7 protein-coding genes are annotated in these 23,825 nt (G+C 77.2%); 5 read left to right on the top strand and 2 right to left on the bottom strand.

Going from position 1 to position 23,825, the window contains the following annotated elements:
* Positions 1-7: 7 nt before the first annotated feature.
* From ACFV8H_RS13885 to ACFV8H_RS13870, 4 genes are all read left to right on the top strand, one after another.
* Positions 8-20,161, top strand: coding sequence for a non-ribosomal peptide synthase/polyketide synthase (locus tag ACFV8H_RS13885; RefSeq protein ID WP_380399394.1), 20,154 nt, complete (start codon positions 8-10; stop codon positions 20,159-20,161).
* 40 nt (positions 20,162-20,201) lie between these two features.
* Entirely contained in the window at positions 20,202-20,405 is a 204-nt protein-coding gene (locus ACFV8H_RS13880) for an MbtH family protein (protein ID WP_375897473.1), read from the top strand.
* Between the two features lie 35 nt (positions 20,406-20,440).
* The gene (locus ACFV8H_RS13875; protein ID WP_380399392.1) at positions 20,441-20,953 is read left to right on the top strand and encodes a GNAT family N-acetyltransferase; all 513 of its coding nucleotides are present in this window, start codon (positions 20,441-20,443) and stop codon (positions 20,951-20,953) included.
* A gap of 106 nt (positions 20,954-21,059) precedes the next feature.
* On the top strand, positions 21,060-21,587 hold the full coding sequence (locus ACFV8H_RS13870; protein WP_380399391.1) for a DinB family protein: 528 nt from the start codon (positions 21,060-21,062) through the stop codon (positions 21,585-21,587).
* On the opposite strand, the gene ACFV8H_RS13865 is transcribed toward ACFV8H_RS13870, so the two are convergent.
* Both ACFV8H_RS13865 and ACFV8H_RS13860 read right to left on the bottom strand, forming a co-directional pair.
* Positions 21,574-22,950: an MFS transporter gene (locus tag ACFV8H_RS13865; protein WP_380399389.1), complete on the bottom strand. Its 1,377-nt coding sequence runs from the start codon at positions 22,948-22,950 to the stop codon at positions 21,574-21,576. The genes ACFV8H_RS13870 and ACFV8H_RS13865 overlap by 14 nt on opposite strands.
* Complete coding sequence (locus tag ACFV8H_RS13860) at positions 22,947-23,537, bottom strand: TetR/AcrR family transcriptional regulator (protein WP_380399387.1); 591 nt, start codon at positions 23,535-23,537, stop codon at positions 22,947-22,949. Before ACFV8H_RS13860 ends, ACFV8H_RS13865 begins: the two co-directional genes overlap by 4 nt.
* Positions 23,538-23,611: 74 nt before the next feature.
* Between ACFV8H_RS13860 and ACFV8H_RS13855 the strand changes: the two genes are divergently transcribed.
* The gene (locus ACFV8H_RS13855) at positions 23,612-23,791 is read left to right on the top strand and encodes a hypothetical protein (RefSeq protein ID WP_380399385.1); all 180 of its coding nucleotides are present in this window, start codon (positions 23,612-23,614) and stop codon (positions 23,789-23,791) included.
* Positions 23,792-23,825 lie beyond the last annotated feature (34 nt).

The following is a 23,825-nucleotide window of genomic DNA, read 5'->3' as shown; positions in this document are numbered from 1 at the left end:
GACGACCATGACGCCTTCGACGCCTTCGACACCCCCGGGGCCCGCACGGCGGGACCGCGCGGCCGCCCTCCCCGCCGACCTGCGGGAAGCGCTCCGGCTCCGGCTGGCCGGGAAGTCCGCCGCCGCCCCGGCGGGCATCCCGCGCGCCGACCGCGACCGGCCGCTGCCGCCGTCCTCCGTCCAGCAGCGGCTCTGGTTCCTGGACCGGCTGCGGCCCGGCGACCCGCGCTACAACAGCGCGCTCGCCGTCCGGTTCACCGGGCCGCTGGACGCCACGGCGCTCAGCGGGGCGCTCGCCGCCGTGGTCGCCCGGCACGAGGCGCTGCGGACCGTCTTCGAGGAGGTCGACGGCCGCCCGGTGCCGACCGTACGGCCGGCCGGGCCGGTGCCGCTGCCGGTCCACGAGGTCGACGGCGCCGACCTCGACGCCCTGCTGCTCGCCGAGTACTCCCGCCCGTTCGACCTGCGGCACGGCCCGCTGCTGCGCGCCCTGCTGCTGCGCGAGTCCGCGCACTCCCACGTGCTCCAGCTGACCGCCCACCACATCGTCACCGACGGCTGGTCGATGGGCGTGGTGCTGGACGAACTGTGCACCGGCTACGCGGCGCTGGCCCGCGGCGAGGCCCCGCAGCTGCCGCCCGTCGCCGTCCAGTACCCGGACTACGCGGCCTGGCAGCGCGAGCAGCACACCGGGCCCCGGGCGGACAGACAGCTGGCCCACTGGAAGGAACGCCTGACCGGAGCGGTGCCCCCCGAACTGCCGCTGGACCACCCCCGGCGCGGCGAGGAGGCCGGCCCCGGCGCCGTCCACCCCTTCACCGTCCCCGCCGCGCTCACCGCCCGGCTGCGCGAGCTCGCCGCCGAGCGGCAGGGCACCCTGAACACCGCCCTGACGGCCGGCGTCCAGGCGCTGCTGGCCCGCTGGTCCGGGCAGGCGGACGTCACCGTCGGCTCGCTGACGCCCGGGCGCACCCGCACCGAACTGGAGCGGGCCGTCGGCTGCTTCGTCAACACGGTCGTGCTGCGCACCCGGGTCGACCCGGCCGGCTCCTTCCACGACCTGCTGACCGCCGCCACCGGGACCGGCAACGACGCCCTCGCGCACGGCGACACACCCTTCGAGCGGGTGGTCGAGGCGGTGGCCGCGCCCCGCGAGGCCGGCCGCAACCCGCTGTTCGACGTCCTGGTGCTGCTGCACCCCGCACCGCCCGCGGCCACCGCCCCGGCCGGCACCGCGATCACCCCGGTGGACGTGCCCCGGCAGGCCGCCACCTTCGACCTCAGCGTGGAGTTCGTCCCCGACGGCGAGGCGCTCACCGGCCTGCTGGAGTACCGCGCCGACCTCATCGACCCGGCCACCGCCCGCCGCACCGCCGACCAGCTGCTCCGCCTGCTGACCGGCGCCGCCGCCGAACCGGACCGCCCGCTCGGCACCCTGCCGCTGCTCTCCCCGGCGCAGACCCGGCAGCTCGTCCACGACTGGAGCGGCACCGGGCTGCCCGTCGAACCCGCCACCCACCCCGACCTGCTGGCGCGCCGGGCCGCCCTGACCCCCGACGCCCCGGCCCTGGTCGCCGGGGGCGAGGAACTCGGCTACGCGGAGCTCAACACCCGCGCCAACCGGCTCGCCCACCAGCTGATCGCCCGCGGCATCGGCCCCGAACAGCTGGTCGCGCTGCACCTGCCGCGCACCGCCGACATGATCACCGCGATCCTGGCCGTCTGGAAGACCGGCGCCGGCTACCTGCCGTTGGACCGCGCGCTGCCCGCCGAACGCGTCGCGTTCCTGCTCGCGGACGCCCGCCCGGCCCTCGTCCTGGACGAGGCGGCGCTGCGCGCGCTGCCCGCCGACGGCCCCGCCACCGACCCCCGCGACGCCGACCGCACCGCCCCGCTCGACCCCGCCAACACCGCCTACGTGCTGTACACCTCCGGCTCCACCGGCCGCCCCAAGGGCGTCGCCGTCCCGCACCGCGCGCTGGCCAACCTGCTCGCCGCCCACCGGGCCGGATTCGTCGCCGAGGCCGGCGGCGGCCCGCTGCGGGTCGCGCTGACCGCCTCGTTCTCCTTCGACACCTCCCTGGAGGGCGTGCTGCTGCTGGCCGACGGCCACCCGCTGCACCTGGTCGACGAGACCACCCGGACGGACCCGGCCGCGCTGGTCGAGTACGTGGTCCGCCACCGCATCGACTTCCTCGACCTCACCCCCTCCTACCTGCGCCAACTGCTGCCCGCCGGGCTGCTCGACGACCCCCGGCACCGCCCCCGGGTGCTGATGCTCGGCGGCGAGGCCGTCGAGCCCCGGCTCTGGCGCGAACTCGCCGCGCACCCGGACGTCGCCGCGTACAACTACTACGGCCCCACCGAGTGCACCGTCGACGCGCTGGCCTGCCGGATCGCCGCCGAGGACCGTCCGCTGATCGGCCGTCCGCTGCCCAACCTGCGGGCGTACGTCCTGGACGACCGGCTCCGGCCGGTGCCGCCCGGGGTCGGCGGCCAGCTCCACCTGGCCGGCGAGCAGCTCGCCCGCGGCTACGCCGGCCGCCCCGGACTGACCGCCGCCCGGTTCACCGCCGACCCGTACGGGCCGCCCGGCACCCGGATGTACCGCACCGGCGACCTGGCCCGCTGGACGGCCGACGGACGACTGGAGTACCTGGGGCGCGCCGACGACCAGGTCAAGGTGCGCGGCCACCGGATCGAGCCCGGCGAGGTCGAGGCGGCCCTGCTGGACCTGCCCGGGGTCGCCGCGGCCGCCGTCGCCGCCGTACCCGACCGGCACGGCCACGCCCGGCTGGCCGCCTACCTGGTGTTCGCCGACGGCGCCGCCCGGACCGCCGCCGACCTGCGGGCGGCGCTGCGCCGCACCCTGCCCGACCACCTGGTGCCCTCCTCCTACACCGCCCTGGACGCGCTGCCGCTCAGCACCAGCGGCAAGCTGGACCGCCGGGCCCTTCCCGCCCCCGAAATCGACCGCACGGAAAGGGAGTTCGTCGCCCCGCGGACCCCCGAGGAGCAGACCCTGGCGGCGATCTGGGCCGAGGTGCTCGGCCTGCCCCGGGTCGGCGTCACCGACAACTTCTTCGAACTCGGCGGCGACTCCATCCTGAGCATCCAGGCCGTCTCCCGGGCCCGCGCGGCCGGGCTGCTGATCGGCTCCCAGGACGTCTTCCGCCACCAGAGCGTCGCCGACCTGGCCGCCGCCTGCCTGGCCGCCGCCGCCCGCCCGGCCGCCGCCACCCCGGAGCGGCCCGCGCCGCGCCGTCCGGACGGACCCGCCCCGCTCACCCCGGTGCAGGACTGGTTCCTCGCCGACCACGGCCCGCTGCGGCACTTCACCATGTCGCTGCTGCTCGACCTGCCGCACCGGCTCGACCGCCCCGCCCTGGAAGCCGCCCTGCGGGCCCTGGTCGCCGCCCACCCGGCGCTGCGTACCCGCTTCACCGACGGCCCCGACGGCCGACGGCAACAGCCCGTGGACACCCCGCCAGACGCCGCACTGCTCGGCACGGCCGACCCGGCCGGCGACCGGGCCGAGGCCGCCGACGCCGCCCGCGCCCGCCTCGACCCGGCCACCGGCACCCTGCTGCGCGCCGTGCTGTTCCCTCCGGCCGACGACGGCGCCCGGCCCCAACTCCTGCTGACCGCCCACCACCTGGCCGTGGACAGCGTCTCCTGGCGGGTGCTGCTCGCCGACCTCGAACGGGCCTACCGGCAGGCCGAGTCCGGTGCCACGCTCGAGCTGGAGCCCGAGCCGGTCCCGTTCACCGACTGGGCCCACCGGCTCGCCGAACACGTCCGCTCGGGCGCGCTCGACCCGGCCCTCCCGTACTGGACGGACCAGGCCGGACAGCCGGCCCGCCCGCTGCCCGTCGACCACCCCGGCACCCCGACCGCCGGCTCCGTCCGCACCCTGCGCACCCGACTGGACGCCGCCACCACCGCGGCCCTGCTGCGCAGCGTCCCCGAGGTCTACCGCACCCAGGTCAACGACGTGCTGCTGAGCGCCCTCGGCCGGGCCCTCGCCGACTGGACCGGCCAGGCGGAGGTCACCGTCGCCCTGGAGGGCCACGGCCGCGAGGACCTGTTCGACGGCCTCGACCTCAGCCGTACGGTCGGCTGGTTCACCACCCGGTACCCCGTCACCCTCGCCCCCGCCGGGACGGCCGACGCCCCCGACTGGGGCGCCACCCTCAAGCGGGTCAAGGAGCGGCTGCGCTCCCTCCCGCACCGGGGCCTGAGCTTCGAGGCCCTGGCCAGGCTGCGCCGGGACGACCCGGCGGCCCGCGCCCTGCGGGACGTCCCGCTGCCGCAGGTCTGCTTCAACTACCACGGCCAGTGGACCTCGCCCGCCGGCGGCGACTTCGCCCCGGCCGGCCCGGCGCCCGGCCGGGAGCTCGCCCCCGGGGAGCCGCTGGACCACCTGCTGGACGTCTCCGCCGTGGTCGCCGACGGCGAGCTGGAACTCACCTGGCACTACAGCGACCAGGTGCACGCGAGCGCCACCGTCCGCGCCCTCGCCGAGGCCACCGCCGCCGCGCTGACCGCCGTCGTCGAGCACTGCGCCCGCCCCGGCGCGGGCGGCCGCACCCCCTCCGACTTCCCGCTCGCCGGGCTGGACCAGGCCGCCCTGGACCGGACCGTCGGCGACGGCCGGGACGTCGAGGACCTGCTGCCGCTCACCCCGCTCCAGGAGGGCATGCTCTTCCACCGCCTGGTCGGCGGCCCCGACGACGTCTACCTCGACCAGGCCGCCCTGCTGCTGGAGGGCGTCACCGACCCGCAGGCCTTCGCCCTGGCCTGGCAGCGGGTCACCGACCGCACGCCCGCCCTGCGCACCTCGGTGGTCTGGGAGGGCGTCCCCGCCCCGCTCCAGCTGGTGCGCCGCGGCGTCCGGCTGCCCGTCACGGTGCACGACCTGCGGGCCCTGGACCCGGCGCAGCGGGCCGAACGCCTGGAGCGGCTGCGCGCCGAGGACCTCGCCCTGGGCCTGGACATCGCCACCGCCCCGCTGACCAGGCTCACCCTGGTCCGGCTGCCGGAGGCCCGGCTGCAGCTGCTCTGGACCTCCCACCACCTGATCCTGGACGGCTGGAGCCTCGCCCAGGTGCTCACCGAGGTGTTCGAGGAGTACGCCGCCGTCACCACCGGCACCGCCCCCGCCCCCGTGGTGCGCCGCCCCTTCGGCGACTACGTCCGCTGGCTGGCGGCCCAGGACGCCGCCGCCGCCCGGTCCCACTGGCGCGGCGTGCTGGCGGGCTTCGCCGGTGCCACCCCGCTGCCCGTCGACCGGGCCCGGCGCGAGGCCCACCGGGCCCGCTCGGCGCAGAGCCACCGCGCGGCCCTGTCCGAGGAGGTCTCCGGGCGGCTCGCCGACACGGCCCGCCGGGCCGGGCTCACCCTCGGCACCGTGGTGCAGGGCGCCTGGGCGCTGCTGCTGGCCCGGTACGCCGGCGAGCCGGAGGTGCTGTTCGGCACCACGGTCTCCGGCCGCCCCGAGGACCTGCCCGGCGTGGAGTCGATGATCGGCCTGTTCATCAACACCCTGCCCACCCGGGTCCGGGTGGAGAGCGGGCGCGCCGCCGCCGACTGGCTGCGCGCCCTCCAGGAGGCCCAGGCCGAGGCCCGGCGGCACGCCGCCGTCTCGCTCGCCGAACTCACCGGGTACAGCGACCTGCCCCCCGGCGGCGCGCTGTTCGACAGCATCGTCGCCTTCGAGAACTACCCCTTCGACGACGCCCGCGCGGCCGGCACCGGGGTGCGGCTGGCGGAGGTCTCCTCCCGGGACGCCACCAACTTCCCGCTGGTGCTGCGCGCCCACCAGGGGGAGCGGCTCGGCCTCGACCTCGGGTACGACCCGGAGCTGTTCGACGCCGACACCGTCCGCGCCCTCGCCGGGCGGCTCTGCCTGCTGCTCGCCGGGCTGGCCGACGGCCTGGACCGGCCGCTGCGCGAACTCGCCTGGACCACGCCCGAGGAGCGCCGCCGGACGACCGGGCCGGTCACCCTCCCGGCCCGGCCCCGGCGCACCCTGGTGGACCGCTTCGAGGCCCAGGCCGCCCGCACCCCGCACGCCCGGGCCGTCAGCCACGGCGCCGAGCATCTCGACTACGCCGAACTGGACGCCCGGGCCTCCCGGTTGGCCCACCGGCTGGCCGAACTCGGCGCCGGGCCCGAGCGGTTCGTCGCCCTCGCGCTGCCGCGGACGGCCGAACTGGTGGTGGCCGTGCTCGCCGTGCTCAAGGCCGGCGCGGCCTACCTGCCGCTCGACCCGGACCTGCCCGCCGAACGCCGCGCCGAACTGCTCGGCGACGCCGCCCCGGTGGCCCTGGTGACGCTCGACCGTACCGACGCGGACGTTCCCGTCCTGGCGCTGGCCGACCCGGCCGTACGCGCCGACCTGGAGCGCCGCCCGGCCGCCCCGCTCGGCCCCCGCCACCGCCCGCTGCCCGACAACCCCGCCTACGCCATCTACACCTCCGGCTCCACCGGCCGCCCCAAGGGCGTCGTGGTGCCGCACGCCAACGTGGTCCGGCTGTTCGACCACACCCGGGAACTCCTCGGCTTCGGCCCGCAGGACGTCTGGACGCTGTTCCACTCCTACACCTTCGACTTCTCGGTCTGGGAGCTCTGGGGCCCGCTGCTGCACGGCGGCCGACTGGTCGTGGTGCCCGCGGACACCGCCCGCGACCCGGAGGCGTTCCTGCGGCTGCTCGCCGACGAGGGCGTCACCGTGCTCAACCAGACCCCGTCCGCGTTCCTGCCGCTGATCCGGGCCGACGCCGAACACCCCGAACTCTCCCGGCGCTTGGCGCTGCGCACGGTCGTCTTCGGCGGCGAGGCGCTGGACGTCACCCGGCTCGCCGACTGGTACGCCCGCCACCCCCAGGACGCCCCGCGCCTGGTCAACATGTACGGCATCACCGAGACCACCGTGCACGTCACCCACGCCCCGCTGGACGCCGCCACCGCCGCCGCGGGCGGCCCGGCCCCGCTCGGTGACGGCCTGGCCGACCTGCGGCTGTACCTGCTGGACGCCGACCTCGCACCCGTCCCCCCGGGCGCGGTCGGTGAGCTGTACGTGGCGGGGGAGGGCCTGGCCCGCGGCTACCTCGACCGGCCCGGGCTGACCGCCACCCGCTTCCTCGCCGACCCCTTCGGCGCCCCCGGCACCCGGATGTACCGCACCGGCGACCGGGCCCGCCGCTCGGCCGACGGCAGCACCCTGCACTACCTGGGCCGGTCCGACCAGCAGGTCAAGATCCGCGGCTTCCGGATCGAACCCGGCGAGGTCGAGGCCGCCCTGCTCACCCACCCCGGCGTCGGCCAGGCCGCCGTGGGCGTGCACCAGGACGCCGCCGGCACCCGCCGGCTGGTCGCCCACGTCGTCGCCGGGGAGGGCGCGACCGAGCCGCCGTCCGCCGCCGACCTGCGCGCCCACCTGGAGCGGCTGCTGCCCGCCTACCTGGTGCCCGCCGGCTACGTCCCGATGGCGGCGCTGCCGCTCACCCCCAACGGCAAGCTCGACCGGCGCGCGCTGCCCGCCCCCGGCCCGGACGGCTACCCGGGCACGGCCGGCCGGGACCGCACCGCACCGCGCACCCCGGCCGAGCAGCTGGTGGCGCGGGCCTGGGCGGCCGTGCTGGACACCGGCGAGGTCGCCGCCGAGGACGACTTCTTCGCGCTCGGCGGCGACTCCATCCTCGCCGTCCGGGCCACCGCCCGGCTGCGCGAGGCCTTCGGGCGGGCGGATCTGTCCCCCCGGGTGCTGTTCGACCACCCGGTGTTGGCCCGGCTCGCCGAGGCCCTCGCCGGCGGCGGGGGAGCGCGGCCTGCCGGAGCCGGCCCGGCGGTCATCCCGGCTGTCATCCCGGTCCTCGCGGACGCCGACGCCGCCGAACCGCCGCTGTCGTACGCCCAGCAGCGGCTCTGGTTCCTCGACCGCTTCCAACCGGGCGGCACCGACTGGACCACGCTGTCCGCGCTGCGGCTGCGCGGCACGCTCGACCGGGGCGCGCTGGGCACGGCCCTGGACGCCCTGGTCGCCCGGCACCCGGCGCTGCGCACCACCTTCGCCGAACGGGACGGCGTGGCCCGGCAGGTGGTCCACCCGCCGTACCCCGTCGAGCTGCCCTGCGAGGACCTCGACCCGGCGGCCCTGGACGCGCTGCTGGAGCGGATCGCCGCCACCCCCTTCGACCTGGCCGCCGGCCCGCTGCTGCGCGCCCGGCTGGCCCGGACGGCGGCGGAGGAGCACGTGCTCGTCCTGGCGGTGCACCACATCGTCACCGACGGCTGGTCGATCGGCGTGCTCGGCCGCGACCTCGCCGAGCTGTACGCCGCCGCGCTCACCGGCCGCCGCCCCGAACTGCCCGAACTGCCCGTCCGCTACGTCGACTTCGCCGCCTGGCAGCGCGGCCGCGGCGACCGCGCCGAGGCGGAGCTCGACCACTGGCGGGAGGCCCTGGCCGAGCTGCCGCCGCTGGAGCTGCCCACCGACCGGCCGCGTCCGGCCGTCCGCGGCACCGAGGGCGCGCTGGTCACCTTCACCCTGCCCGCCGAACTGACCGGGCGGCTGCGCGAGCGCGGCCGGGAGGCCGACGGCACCCTGTACACCGTGCTGCTGGCGGCCTGCCAGGTGCTGCTGGCCCGCTGGTCCGGGCAGCGGGACTTCGCCGTCGGCACCGTCACCTCCGGCCGGGAGCAGGGCGAACTCCACGACGTGGTCGGCATGTTCGTCAACACCCTGGTGCTGCGCGGCAGCGTCCGCCCGGAGGAGCCGTTCCGGGCGCTGCTGGCCCGGGCCCGGGGCACCCTGCTCGACGCCCTGGCCCACCAGGAGGTGCCCTTCGAACGGCTGGTGGACGCCCTCCAGCCGGAGCGGGACACCAGCCGCACCCCGCTGTTCCAGGTCATGGTGGCCCTGCACAACCTCGGCGCCGAGGCGCCCCGGCTGCCCGGGCTGACGGCGGAGCCGCTGACCCCGCCGGTGCGCACCGCCGGCTTCGACCTCTCCTTCGACTTCGTCGAACGCGACGGCGGCCTCACCGGCCACCTGGAGTACAGCACCGGGCTGTTCGACGCCCACACCGCCGAACTGCTGGCCGAGCGGCTGACCGTGCTGCTGACGGCCGTCGCCGACGGCCCGGACACCCCCGTCGGCGACCTGCCGCTGATGACCGCCCAGGAGCGCGAGCGCACCCTGCGGCAGGGGCGCGGCGAACCGCTGCCGCAGGCGCCCGACACCACCTTCACCGCCCTGTTCGAGGCCCAGGCCGCCCGCACCCCGCACGCCACCGCCCTGGTCGCCCGGGACGCCACCCTCGACTTCGCCGCGCTCAACGCCCGGGCCAACCGGCTGGCCCGCCACCTGGTCGCCCTCGGCGCCGACCCCGAGCAGCTGGTCGCGGTCCGGCTGCCGCGCACCTCCGAGCTGGTGGTCGCCCTGTTCGCCGTGCTCAAGACCGGCGCCGCGGTGCTCTTCGTCGACCCGGAGCTGCCCGAGGAGCGCGCCGCCCTGCTGCTCGACGACGCCCGGCCGCGGGCCGTGCTGACCGAACGGACCCTGCGCGACACGGCCTGGCAGGCCCTGCCCGACCACGACCTGACCGACGCCGACCTGACCGACGCCGACCGGATTTCGCCGCTGCACCCGGCCGGCACGGCGTACGTGGTCTTCACCTCCGGCTCCACCGGCCGCCCCAAGGGCGTCGCCGTCGAACACCGCCAGCTGGTCAACCTCTGCCGGGACCACCGGCTCGGCCTGGTCGACCCGCACACCGCCGACGGCGAGCAGCTGCGGGTCGCGCTCAGCGCCTCCTTCTCCTTCGACACCAGCTGGGAGGGCCCGCTGCTGCTCGCCCTCGGCCAGGAGATCCACCTGATCGACGAGGACGTCCGGCTGGACCCACAGGCCTTCTGCGCGCTGGTCGCCGACCGCCGCCTCGACCTGGTCAACGTCACCCCGTCCTTCCTGCGCGAACTCACCGCCGCCGGGCTGCTCGCCCCCGGCCGCCACCACCCCCGGCTGCTGCTGGTCGGCGGCGAGGCCGTCCCCGCCGCCACCTGGCGGCAACTCGCCGCCGCCCACGCCGACTTCGGCGTCACCGCCTACAACGTGTACGGGCCCACCGAGTGCACCGTCGACGCCACCTGGGCCCGCTGCGCCGACCACCCCGAGCGCCCCGTCATCGGCCGCCCCGGCCGGGGCCTGAGCGCCCACGTACTGGACGGCGCCCTGCGCCCGGTGCCGCCCGGCATGCCGGGGGAGCTCTACCTGGCCGGCGCCCAGGTCGCCCGCGGCTACCTGAACCGGCCCGGCCTGACCGCCGCCCGCTTCCTCGCCGACCCGTACGGCCCGCCCGGCTCCCGGATGTACCGCACCGGCGACCTGGCCCGCCGGGACGCCCGCGGCCAGCTGGAGTTCCTCGGCCGCGCCGACGAACAGGTCAAGATCCGCGGCTTCCGGATCGAACCCGGCGAGGTGGAGGCCGCCCTGCTGGCCCACCCCGACCTCGCCGACTGCGCGGTCGCCGCCCGCGAGCACGCCGGGCGCACCGTACTGGTCGGCTACCCCGTCCCGGCCGCCGACCGGGTACCGCCCGCCGACGAGCTGCGGGCCTGGCTGCGCCGCACCCTGCCCGACCACCTGGTGCCCGCCGCCTTCGTCCCGCTGGCCCGGATCCCGCGCACCGTCAGCGGCAAGACCGACCGCCGCGCCCTGCCCGCACCGCCCGCCCAGCCCGACCGCTCCACCCCGTACGTCGCCCCGGCGCCCGGCACCGAGCAGCAGCTTGCCGAGATCTGGGCCCAGGTGCTCGGCGTCGAACGGGTCGGCGCCCGGGACAACTTCTTCGCGCTCGGCGGCGACTCCATCCTGAGCATCCAGATCGTCTCCCGGGCCAGGGCCGCCGGACTGGGGCTGACCACCAAGGACGTCTTCCGGCACCAGAGCGTGGCCGAACTTGCCCTGTTCACCGGTGACCTGACGGAGCGTCAGGTTGACGAGCCGGAGCCCGCCGAGGCGCCGCTCACCCCGATCCAGCGCTGGTACCTGGACGCCCGCCGCCCCGGCGAGCCGCTGCGCTTCACCATGACCCAGCGCCTGGAACTCGCCCCCGGCACCGACCCGACGGCCCTGCGCGCAGCCGTCCACGCCCTGGTCCGGCACCACCCGGCGCTGCGCACCCGCTTCCGCCCCGGCCCGGACGGCTGGCGCCAGGAGGTGGCCGAGCAGCCGCCCGGCGGCCTGTTCACCCACCACCCGGCCGTCGGCCTCGACCCCGCCGCCCTGGAGGCCGAGGTCCAGCGCGCCACCGACGCCGCCCAGCGCTCGCTCGACCCCGTCGAGGGCCGCACCCTGCGCGCCCTGTTCTTCGACCGCGGCGATCGGCAGCCCGGCCAACTCGTCCTCACCGTCCACCACCTGGCCGTCGACGGGGTCTCCTGGCGGATCCTGCTCGCCGACCTGGAAACCGCCCACCACGCCGCCCGCACCGGCGCCCCGGTCGAGCTCCCGCCGGAGGGCACCACCCACGGCCGGTGGGCCGCCCGGCTGGAGCGGCACACCCGCGCGGGCGCCCTGGACGCCGACGCCGCGTACTGGACCCGTACCGGCGCCGCCCCGGCCGGGCTCCCCGCCGGCCGCCCCGGCGCCAACACCCAGGCCGGCGCCGCCACCCTCGCCGTGACCCTGGACCGGGCCACCACCGCGGCCCTGCTGCGCGAGGCGCCCGCCGCCTACCGCACCCAGGTCAACGACGTGCTGCTCAGCGCCCTGGGCCGCACCCTGGCCCGCTGGTGCGGCCGGGACGAGGTGCTGATCGGCGTCGAGGGGCACGGCCGCGAGGACCTCTTCGACGACCTCGACCTCTCCCGCACGGTCGGCTGGTTCACCGCCGAGTTCCCGCTCGCCCTGCGCGTCGACCCGGCCGCCGACTGGCACCACACCCTGCGGGCCGTCAAGGAGCAGCTGCGCGCCGTCCCGCTGCGCGGCCTCAGCCACGGCGCGCTGCGCTACCTCCACCCGGACGGCCCGCTGACCGGCGGCGCCGCCCCGCAGGTCGGCTTCAACTACCACGGCCGCTTCGACCCCGGCAGCGCCGAATCCGGCGGCGGCCCCGGCGCCGACGGCCTGGTCCGTGGCCAACTGCCCCCGGCCGGGCGCGACACCGACCCGGACGAGCCGCGCCCCTACCTGCTGGAGGTCACCGGAGCGGTCCAGGACGGCCGCCTCGAACTGGCCTGGACCTACCCCGCGGAGATCTACGGCGAGGCCACCGTCCGCGGCCTCGCCGAGGAGATGCGCACCGCCCTGCGTGAACTGGCCGAGCACTGCGCCCGGCCCGGCGCCGGCGGGCGCACCCCGTCCGACTTCCCGCTGGCCGGCCTGGACCAGGACCAGTTGGACCGCCTGGTCGGCGACGGCCGCGCGGTCGAGGACGTGCTGCCGCTGACCCCGCTGCAGTCCGGCATGCTCTTCCACGGCCTGGTCGACAGCGACGGCACCGGCGGCACCGATGCCACCGACGGCACCGATGCCACCGACGACCCTGACGGCACCGGCGACGCCTACGTCGACCGGATCGCGGTGCGCCTCGCCGGGGTCGCCGACCCGCAGGCCTTCGCCGCCGCCTGGCAGCAGGTCGCCGACCGCACCCCGGCGCTGCGCTCCGCCGTGCACTGGCGCGGGCTGCCGCACCCCGTCCAACTGGTCGCGCGGCACGCCGAGTTGCCCGTACGGCACCTCGACCTCGGCTTCGACCCGGCCGACCCCGGACAGCTGGCCGCGGTGACCGAACGGCTGCTGGCCGAGGAGCGGGCCACCCCGATGGAGCTGACCACCGCGCCGCTCACCCGGCTCACCCTGGCCGCCCTGCCCGGTGACGAGCTGCTGCTGCTGTGGTCCACCCACCACCTGGTCCTGGACGGCTGGAGCACCGGCCAGCTGCTCACCGAGGTCTGCGAGGAGTACGCCGCGCTCACCGGCGGTCCCCAGGCCCCGCGCCCGGTCCGCCGCCCTTTCGCGGACTTCCTGGGCTGGCTGGCCGAACGCGACCGGCCCGCCGCCGAGGCGCACTGGAGCGCCGCCCTGGACGGCTTCACCGCCCGCACCCCGCTCCCGTACGACCGCCGCCCGGCGCAGGCCCACCGGGCCCGCTCCACCGCCGCCGTCCACCGCGAGCTGGACGAGGCGCTCACCCGGCGGCTGCGCGAACGGGCGGCGGCTGCCGGGCTGACCGTCAACACCGTGCTGGAGGGCGCCTGGGGCCTGCTGCTGGCCCGGCACGGCGGCGGCGAGGACGTCGTCTTCGGCACCACCGTGTCCGGACGCCCCGCCGAACTGCCCGGCGTGGAGGCGATGATCGGCCTGTTCATCAACACCGTCCCCACCCGGGTCCGGCTCGCCCCCGGCGGGGTGCTGCCCTGGCTGCGGGAGCTCCAGGCGCGCCAGAGCGAGGCCCGCGCCCACGACCACCTGTCCCTGACCCGGATCCAGGCACTCGGCGAACTGCCTGCCGGGGAGCCGCTGTTCGACAGCATGCTGGTCTTCGAGAACTACCCCGTGGACGAGTCCGCCGAAGCCCGCACCGGGGTCCGGGTGGTCGAGGTGCGCGCCGACGACGCCACCACCTTCCCCTGGTGCCTGCGCGCCCACCTGGGCGAGCGCCTCGGCCTCGACCTCGGGTACGACCCCGCGCTGTTCGACCACCGGACCGCCGAGGACGCCGCCGACCGGCTCGCCCTGCTGCTCACCGCCCTCACCGAGGCCCTCACCGACGGCCGCGACCTCGACACGCTGGAGCCGCTCACCCCGGCCGACCGCGTCCTGCTGGCCGACTGGCAGGCCACCGCCCGCCCGGCCGTACCCCGCAGCCCGCTGACCGTCCTCGCCGGGCACGTCCGGCGCACCCCCGACGCCCCCGCCGTGCGCGAGGGCGAACACCGGCTGACGTACCGGCAGCTCGACGAGTGGTCCGACCGGCTCGCCGGCCGACTGCTCACCGAGGGGCTGGCCCCCGAGGAGCGGGTCGCGCTGGAGCTGGAGCGCTCGACCGCACTGGTCGTCGCCCAACTGGCCGTCCTCAAGGCGGGCGGCGCCTACCTGCCCGTCGACCTCCGGGCCCCCGAGGAACGCCGTCGCACCCTGCTCGCCCGGGCCGGTGCCACCCGGCGGCTCACCGCCGACCTGGTCGCCGCCGCCCGCACCGACGCCGCCCGCACCGAGGCCACCGGCACCGAGGCCACCGGCACGGCCCTGCCGCCCGCCGACCCCGACCGGCTGGCCTACGTGATGTACACCTCCGGATCCACCGGCGAGCCCAAGGCCGTCGCCGTCCGGCACCGCGACGTGGCCTCGCTCGGCACCGACGGCCGCTTCGCCGACGGCCGCTGCGCCCGGGTGCTGCTGCACTCCCCGGTGGCCTTCGACGCCGCCACCTTCGAGGTCTGGGCCCCGCTGCTGACCGGCGGCTGCGTGCTCGTCGCCCCCGCCGGGCCGGTGGACGCCGCGCTGCTGCGCCGCCTCGCCGGACCGCAGGGCCCGACCGCGCTGTGGCTCACCGCCGGACTGTTCCGGCTGCTCGCCCAGGACGCCCCGGACTGCTTCGCCGGTCTGCGCACGCTGTGGACCGGCGGCGACGTGGTGCCCGCCGCGGCCGTACGCCGGGTGCTCGCCGCCTGCCCCGGGCTGACCGTGGTGGACGGCTACGGCCCCACCGAGACCACCACCTTCGCCACCGCCCACGAACTCGCCGACCCCGCCGCCGTGCCCGACACCCTGCCGATCGGCCGCCCGCTGGACGACCGGCGCCTGCACGTCCTGGACGGCCGGCTGCGGCCCGTCCCGCCCGGCTGCGCGGGCGAGCTGTACCTCGCCGGCGAGGGCGTGGCCCGCGGCTACCTCGGCCGCCCCGGCGCGACCGCCGCCCGCTTCCTCGCCGACCCGTACGGCCCGCCAGGCACCCGGATGTACCGCACCGGGGACGTGGCCCGGCGCCGCCCCGACGGCACCGTCGAGTTCCTCGGCCGGGCCGACGACCAGGTCAAGATCCGCGGCTTCCGGGTCGAGCCCGCCGAGGTGGAGGCCGCCCTCGCCGCCCACCCCGGGGTCACCGACGTGGCCGTGGTCGCCCGCACCGACGGGCCCGGCGCCCGGCGGCTGGTCGCCTACACCGTCGGCGCGGCCGACCCCGAGGGCCTGCGGGACTTCGCCGCCCGCACCCTGCCCGACTACCTGGTGCCCGCCGCCTTCGTCCCGCTCGCCGCCCTCCCGCTCAGCCGCAACGGCAAGGTCGACCGCGCCGCGCTCCCCGCACCGGAGCAGCGGCACACCACCGGAGCCGCCGACCGGACCGAGCCGCGCACCGAGCCGCGCACCGAGGCCGAACGCCGCACCGCCGAGGTCTTCGGCGAGGTGCTGGGCATCCACCCGCCCGGGGTGACGGAGGGCTTCTTCGCGCTCGGCGGCGACTCCATCCTCAGCATCCGGCTCGCCGGCCGCCTCGCCGAGGCTTTCGGCACCGCACTGACGCCCCGCGCGGTGTTCGACCACCCGACCCCGGCCGGTCTCGCCGCACTGCTCACCGGGCGGTCCGGCCCGGGCCGACCGCCCGCCGTCCCCGCCGCCCCCGTGGCGCCCCTGGTCCCGGTCGCCCGGGACGGCGCGGCGCCGATGTCCTACGCCCAGCAACGCCTCTGGTTCCTGGAGGAGTTCGCACCCGGCGGCGCCGAGTACGTGACCGCCCTCGCCCTGCGGCTGCGCGGCCCGCTGGACCTCGACGCCCTCGGCGCGGCGCTGACCGCCCTGGCCGCCCGGCACGAGTCGCTGCGCACCACCTTCGACGGCGTCGACGGCCACGGCGTCCAACTCGTCCACCCGCCGCAGCCGGTGCCGCTGCCCCGCCACGACCTCGCCCAACTGCCGCCCGCAGGAAGGGAGGAGGCCCTGCGCGCCCTGCTCGCCGCCGAACGCGCCCGCCCCTTCGACCTGCGCCGGGGCCCGCTGCTGCGCCCCGCGCTGGTCCGGCTCGCCGACGACGAGCACGTACTCGCCCTGACCCTGCACCACATCGTCACCGACGGCTGGTCCAACGCCGTCCTGCTCACCGACCTGGCCCACCTCTACCGCGCCGCCCTCGACCCGGCCCACCCGCCGCTCGCCCCGCTGCCGGTGCAGTACGCCGACCACGCCCACTGGCAGCGCGCCAACGACGCCACCGACCAGCTCGCCTACTGGAAGGGCCAGTTGGCCGACCTGGACCCCGTCCGGCTGCCGCTCGACCGGCCCCGGCCGACGGTCCGCACCAGCTCCGGGGGCAGCGTCCGGATCGACCTGCCCGCCGACACCGCCCGCGGGCTCGCCCGGGTCGCCCGCGGCGGCGACACCACCCTGTTCACCACCCTGGTCGCCGCCGCCCAGGCCTACCTGGCCCGGCTCGGCGGCGACCGGGACATCGCCGTCGGCACCGTCACCGCCGGCCGCGAGCACCCCGGCACCCAGCGGCTGATCGGCTTCTTCGTCAACACCCTGGTGCTGCGCTCCCGGATCGAACCCCGGCAGCCCTTCACCGCCTTCCTCGCCGAGGTCCGGCAGACCGTCCGGGACGCCTTCGCCCACCAGGACGTGCCCTTCGAGCGGGTCGTCGACGAGGTGCAGCCGGTGCGCGACACCAGCCGCAGCCCGCTCTTCCAGGTACTGGTCGTGCTGCAGAACACCCCCACGGCCGAACTCGACCTGCCGGGCCTGGCGGTGACCGACGTCGAGACCGAGGCCACCGGCACGGCCTTCGACCTGGTGCTGGAGTTCGCCCACGCCGACGACGGTGCGCTGCACGGTCAACTCACCTACAACACGGACCTGTTCGAGCCCGCCACCGCCGAGCGGATGGCCGAGCAGCTGGCCACCCTGCTGACCGCCGTCACCGCCGACCCGCAGTGCGCCCTCGGCTCCCTGCCGCTGGCCGGCCCCGACCGGCTCGCCGCCGAACTCGCCCTGGCCACCGGCGACTTCCCCCCGGTGCCGGAGGCGACCCTGCCCCAGCTGTTCGAACGGCAGGCGGCCCGCACCCCCGACGCCCCCGCCCTGCTCGACGGCGACCGGGTGATCGGCTACGCCGAACTCGACCGGGCGGCCAACCGCCTGGCCCGGCAGCTGATCCGCGACGGCATCGGCCCGGAAGGGCTGGTCGCCCTCGCCCTGCCCCGCTCGGCGGCCGCCGTGGTCGCCCAACTCGCCGTCGCCAAGGCCGGCGGCGCCTTCCTCCCGGTCGACCCCGCCTACCCGGCCGCCCGGCGGGAGTTCATGGTCCGCGACGCGGGCGCCACCGTCCTGATCGACGACCCCGCCCGGGTGTGGGCCGCCGACGGCCCCGACACCGCCCCCACCGACGCCGACCGCACCACCCCCCTCACCCCCGGCCACCCGGCGTACGTCGTCTACACCTCCGGCTCCACCGGCACCCCCAAGGGCGTCGTGGTCACCCACGCCGGACTCGCCTCCTTCGCGGCCGCCGCCGCCCGGCAGTACGCCGTCGGCCCCGGCGACCGGGTGCTCCAGTTCGCCTCGCCCAGCTTCGACGCCTCCGTGCTGGAACTGTGCATCTCCCTGCTCAGCGGCGCCGCCCTGGTCACCGGCGAGGAGGGCCCACTGGTCGGCGAACGCCTCGCCGAGGCCCTGGCCGGACGCCGGATCAGCCACGCCCTGATCCCCCCGGCGGCCCTGGCCACCCTCGAACCCGGCACCGCCGACGCGCTGCCCGAGCTGCGCACCCTGGTGGTCGGCGCCGAGGCCTGCCCCGCAGACCTGGTCGACACCTGGGCCCCCGGCCGCCGCATGGTCAACTCCTACGGCCCCACCGAGGCCACCGTGGTCGCCACCTGGACCGGCCCGCTCACCCCCGGCACCGGCACCGCCCCCGCCATCGGCCACCCCAGCGGCGCCACCCGCGCCTACCTGCTCGACGCCGCCCTGCGCCCCGTCCCGCCCGGCGTGACCGGCGAACTCCACCTGGCCGGCCCCGGCCTGGCCCGCGGCTACCTCGGCCGCCCCGGCCTCACCGCCCGGCGCTTCCTGCCCGACCCGTACGGCGCCCCCGGCGAGCGGATGTACCGCACCGGGGACCTCGCCCGCCGCGACGCCGACGGGCGGCTGCGCTACTGCGGCCGCGCCGACGACCAGATCAAGCTGCGCGGCTTCCGGATCGAACCGGGCGAGATCGAGAGCGCGCTGCGCCGCAGCCCGCTGGTGCGCGACGCCGTCGTCACCGTCCGCACCGACGCCCCCGGCGGCGGCCGACTGGTCGCGTACGTGGTGCCCACCGACCCCTGCGGGGAAGCCGACCCGGCCGGCACCGCCCTCGAACTGCGCGCCCAGCTCGCCGAGTCACTGCCCCCGCACCTCGTCCCCGCCGTGTTCGTCCCGCTGGAGCGGCTGCCGCTCACCCCCAACGGCAAGACCGACCGCCGGGCCCTGCCCGACCCCGGACCGGTGCGGGCCGCGGCCGGACCGCACCGCCCCCCGCAGAACGACACCGAACGCCGGATCGCCCGGATCTGGGCCGACGTCCTCGGCGTCGAACGGGTCGGCGCCGACGACAACTTCTTCCTGCTCGGCGGCGACTCCATCCTCAGCATGCAGGTGGTCTCCCGACTGCGCCGGGACGGCCTGCACCTGGCCACCCGCGACCTCTTCACCCACCAGACCGTCGCCGAACTCGCCACCGTGGTGCGCGCCGCCCCCGACCGCGCCGACGACGGACCGGTCACCGGCGCCGTGCCGCTCACCCCGATCCAGGCGTGGTTCCTCACCACCCCGCGCGCCGCCCACCACCACTTCAACCAGTCCGCGCTGCTCGAACTCGGCCCCGACCCGGACCACCCCGCCCTGCGCGCGGCCCTGGACACCGCCCTGAACGCGCTGCTGGAGCACCACGACGCGCTGCGGATGCGCTTCACCCACGACGCGTCCGGCTGGCACCAGTTCAACCCGCCGCCCGCCCGCACCGAGGACCTCCTGGTCCACCACGACCTGACCGGCCAGTCGCCCGAGTCCGCCGACGCCGCCCTCGCCAAGGCCGCCGACGAGCTGCACGGCGGCTTCGACCTGGCCCGCGGCCCGCTGCTGCGCGCCGCCCTGTTCACCTTCACCGGCGAACCGGACCGTCCGCCGCTGCTCCTGCTGGTCGCCCACCACCTGGTGATCGACGCCGTCTCCTGGCGGGTGCTGCGCGACGACCTGGAGAGCGCCTACCACCAGGCCCGCGCGGGCGGCCCGATCGACCTGGGGGAGCGCGGCACCTCCTTCCGGGACTGGGCCCGGCGGCTCGCCGCCCACGTCGCCGAGGGCGGCCTCGACCACGAACTGCCCTACTGGGAACAGGCGGTGACGGGCCGCGCCGAACCGCCCGCGCGCCCCGCCGACGCCCCCGGTTCCGGCGCGGGCGCCGGCACGGGCGCCGGGACCGCGGCCGTCACGGTGGAACTCGACGAGGCGGACACCGAGGCCCTGCTGCGCGCCGCCCCCGCCGCCTACCGCACCCGGGTCAACGACGTGCTGCTCGCCGCCCTCGCGCTCGCCCTGGCCCGCTGGACCGGACAGCCGCGGATCCGCCTCGACCTGGAGGGCCACGGCCGGGAGGACCTGCTCGACGGCGTCGACCTGTCCCGTACGGTCGGCTGGTTCACCACCGTCCACCCGGTCGGCCTCGACGTCCCCGCGCCCGAACAGCTCGGCCCCGACCGCGACTGGCGCGCCCTGGTCAAGGCCGTCCGCCGGCAACTGCGCGCCGTACCCGGCAACGGGCTCGGCTTCGGCGCCCTGCGCGCCTTCGGCCCGCCCGAGGTCCGCGAACGCCTCGCCGCCGCCGCCCACGGCCAGGTGGTCTTCAACTACCTCGGCCAGTGGGACGCCCGCCCCGAGGCCGGGGGCGGGGGCCTGGTCCGCGCCGAGCTCGGCTCCTGCGGCCAGGACCACGACCCCCGCGACCCCGGCTCCCACCCGCTGGAGGTGGTCGGCGCCGCCCAGCGGGGCCGGCTCGCCTTCACCTGGCACCACCGCCCCGCCGTCCACGACCCGGCCGAAGTGCGCCGGGCCGCCGAGGAGTTCGCCGAGGCGCTGCGCCACATCGCCCGGCACGCCCGGCACGGCCGGCCGGGCCGCTGACCGGCACCACCCCACGAGAACGAGAAGAGGCAGGAACGACATGGACGAGAACACCCGCTTCCAGGTGCTGCGCAACGACGAGGAGCAGTACTCGCTCTGGCCGGTCGACCTCGACGTCCCGGCCGGCTGGCAGCCGGTCGGCCGGGAGGGCACCGAGGCCGAGTGCTCCGCCTACGTCGACGAGGTGTGGACCGACATGCGCCCGCGCAGCCTGCGCGAGCGCATGGAGAACGCCGAGGCCTGACCCGACCGTCCCACCACGAGGAAGAGGAGTCCGTCGTGACCCCCGTGCTGCACACCGAACGCCTGGAGTTCGTCCCCTACCGGCCCGAGGACGAGGACGCCTTCGTCGCCCTGCTCCGCGACGCGGAGGTCTGCCGCTGGATGGGCCAGGACCTGGTGCCCGAACCGCAGCTGCGCACGCTGTTCCGCGCGATCCTGAGCGATGTGTACCCCCAGCGGCTCTTCGACGTCTGGGGCCTGTGGGTGGACGGCGCCTACGCGGGCCACGCGGAGGTGAAGCGGACCGGGAACGTCGACGGTCACGAGCTGGTCGCCGCCCTCGCCCCCGGCTTCTGGGGCCGCGGCCTGGGCACCGAGGTGGTCCGCGGCCTGATCCGTTACGCCGCCGAGGAGTTGGGGCTCAAGGAGGTCTACGGCCTGGTGGGCGCCGAGAACACGCCGAGCCTGGCGATGTGCGAGAAGCTGGGCTTCCGCCACCTGCGGGACTCGGTGGACGAGGACGGCACGGTGGCCAAGGTGGTGGTGGTCTCCACGACCGGCCAGGCCTGACCCGGGACTGACCCGGGCCTGACCCCGGGCCACGCCCCCGACCGACCCCCGGCGTGCTCGGCCGCGCCGGGGGCCGCTGTCAGTGGTGGGTGGCACAGTGGCGGCCATGACACTCATGCCTGACGGGCGGGCCTTCCCGCCGCCGCACGCCGACGAACGCGCCACGCTGGAGGGCTGGCTGGAGTTCCAGCGGGCCACCCTGGTGCAGAAGGTCTCCGGGCTCGACGACCGGCAGGTGCGGCTGGCCTCGGTGCCGCCGTCGACGCTGACGCTGCTCGGCCTGGTGCAGCACCTCACCGAGGTCGAACGCACCTGGTACCAGCGGGTGTTCGCCAGCCGCACGGTGCCGCCGGTGTACGGCCCGGAGAATCCGGACGGCTACGGCCTGGACGAGGCCCGGGGGATGACGGAGGCGCTGGCGAACTGGCGGGCCGAGGTCGAGCGCGGCCGCGAGCTGGCCGGGGGAGCGCCGCTGGACACGCCGGGCTCGCTGGAGCGGCGGATCGCCGGGATCGTCGGCTCGGACACCGTCTCGCTGCGCTGGGTCCTGGTGCACCTGATCGAGGAGTACGCCCGCCACAACGGCCACGCCGACCTGCTCCGGGAGGGCATCGACGGCGTCACGGGCGTCTGAGGGGCACCGGCGCCGGGACGGGCCGCGCGGCCGGGCGGGGGAGCCGCAGCGCCAGCAGGGCGCCCGCCGCCGCCACCCCGGTCGTCGCCAGGGCGACCGGGGTGAGCGCCGCGCCGGGTGCGGCACGGCCGGCGACGGTGGTGGCGAGGGCGATGCCGAGGGCCGGTCCGATGTTCATCACGGTCTGCTGGAGCCCTCCGGCGACTCCCGACTCGGCGTCGGCCGCACCCCGGACGACGGCCGAGGTCGCGGTCGCCATCACCGCGCCGAGGCCGCCGCCGAGCAGCAGGAAGCAGCAGCCGATCGCGGTGTCGCCCGAGTCCGGTCCGAGCCGGGAGGTGAGCAGGGTGCCGGTGGTGATCAGTGCCATGCCCGTGAAGACGGTGGCGCGCACGCCGTGACGCCTCGCCAGCCAGGCCGAGGCGGGCGCGCCCACGATCATCGCCACGGCGAGCGGCAGCCCCCGCAGGGCGTTGTGCAGCGGGTCCAGCCCGAGCACCTCCTGGAGGAAGTAGGTCGCGGGGAAGAGCGTGCCGAGCACCGCCGCCGATGCCGCGAGCAGGACACCGAGCGCCGGCCCGACGGCCGGTGAGCGGAGCAGGGCGGGCGGTACCAGCGGGCAGGCGGTCCGGCGCTCGTGCCGGGCGAAGGCGAGGGCGGCGAGCCCGGCCGTCGCGATGCCGAGGACCGTCCCCGTCGACCAGCCGTCGGTCGGCAGGACGGCCAGGGTGTGCACCAGGCAGACCAGGGCGAGCGCCAGCAGGCCCGCGCCGGGCAGGTCGAGGCCCCCGGCAGTCGGCTCGGTACGGGCCGCGGGCACGGCGAGGGCTGCGACCAGCGCCGCGGCGGCGGGCAGCAGGCCGAGCAGGAAGACCGCCCGCCAGCCGAAGTGGGTGGTGAGCGCGCCGCCGAGCAGCGGTCCGGCGGCGACCGCGAGGCCGAGCGCGGCGGTGCGCACGGCGATCGCGCGGGGTAGCAGGTCGGCGGGCCAGACGGCCCGCAGCATGCCGATGGTGGCGGGCTGGAGCAGGGCGCCCGCGAGGCCCTGGGCGACGCGCAGCGCGATCACCCAGCCGATGCCGGGTGCCAGGGCGATCGCGGCGGAGGTGGCGGCGAAGCAGACCACCCCGGCCACGAAGAGCCGCCGGTGGCCGTACCGGTCGCCGAGCCGCCCGGCGAAGACGAGGAGCGCGGCGACGGTGACGAGGTAGCCGCTGCTGGTCCACTGGACGGCGGCCAGGGAGGCGTGCAGGTCGCGCTGGAGGGTGGGCTGCGCGACGGTGAGCACGGTGCCGTCGACGGCGACCAGGACGGCGCCGGTGATGCTCGCGGCGAGGGCGAGCCCCCGGTGACGGGGGGTCACCGGTCGGCCGGGCCGAGGTGGGCGGTCAGGGTGGCGCGCAGCACGGGTTCGAGGCCGTCGCTGCCGGTGGCCAGGGCGAGGCTGCCCCAGCTGCGGAGTTGGGCCAGGCCGTGCAGGTTGGCCCAGAGCGCGGCGGTGGTGGCGGTCGGGTCCTCGCCCTGTGGGTGGAGTTCGCCGACCAGGGCGACGAGGGTGCGGAACAGCGGCAGGGTGGAGCGGCGCAGTTCGGTGCCGCTGCCCTCCAGCAGGTCGTGGCGGAACATCAGCTCGAACATGCCGGGGTTGGCCGCGGCGAAGCCGAGGTAGCCGCGGGCGAGGGCCTCGATCCGGGCGCGGGGGTCGGCCCCGGTGCCGGCGGCGAGGGCGTCGGCACCGGCCAGGGTGTCGGTGAGCCGGCCGAAGCCGTGTCGTGCGACGGCGGCGAGAAGTTCTCGGTGGGTGGGGAAGTAGCGGCGCGGTGCTCCGTGGGAGACCCCGGCGCGGCGGGCGATCTCCCGCAGCCCGAGGGCGTGGACGCCCTCCTCGGTCACCAGCTCGATGCCGGCGGCCACCAGCCGGGCGCGCAGGTCGCGGTCCTGTTCGGTCATGGACACTGTCTACCGGACCGCCGTAGACAGTGTCTACTCGCCGGGCCGCGGGTCCGCCGGGCAGAATCGCGGGCATGGACGAAGGCGGCGAGTCGGCCTGCTGGCTGGACCGGGTGTGCCCGGAGTGCGGGCGGCTGCGCGAGCGGCCCGGCTCGGGGCCGTGCGAGAACTGCGGCGCGGGCGGGGAAGCGGGTGCGGAGCCGGTCGGCGAGGGGGCCGGGCCGGCCGAAGGGCCGGGCCGGGGCGACGCCTGAGCGCCGCCGCCGGCCCGGCCGGGCAGTGCCGGGG

The sequence above is a fragment of the Kitasatospora sp. NPDC059827 genome (genome assembly GCF_042731675.1).
Lineage (GTDB): Bacteria > Actinomycetota > Actinomycetes > Streptomycetales > Streptomycetaceae > Kitasatospora.
Note: the sequence above shows the minus strand (reverse complement) of the source record. Positions and strands in the feature narration are given on the sequence as shown.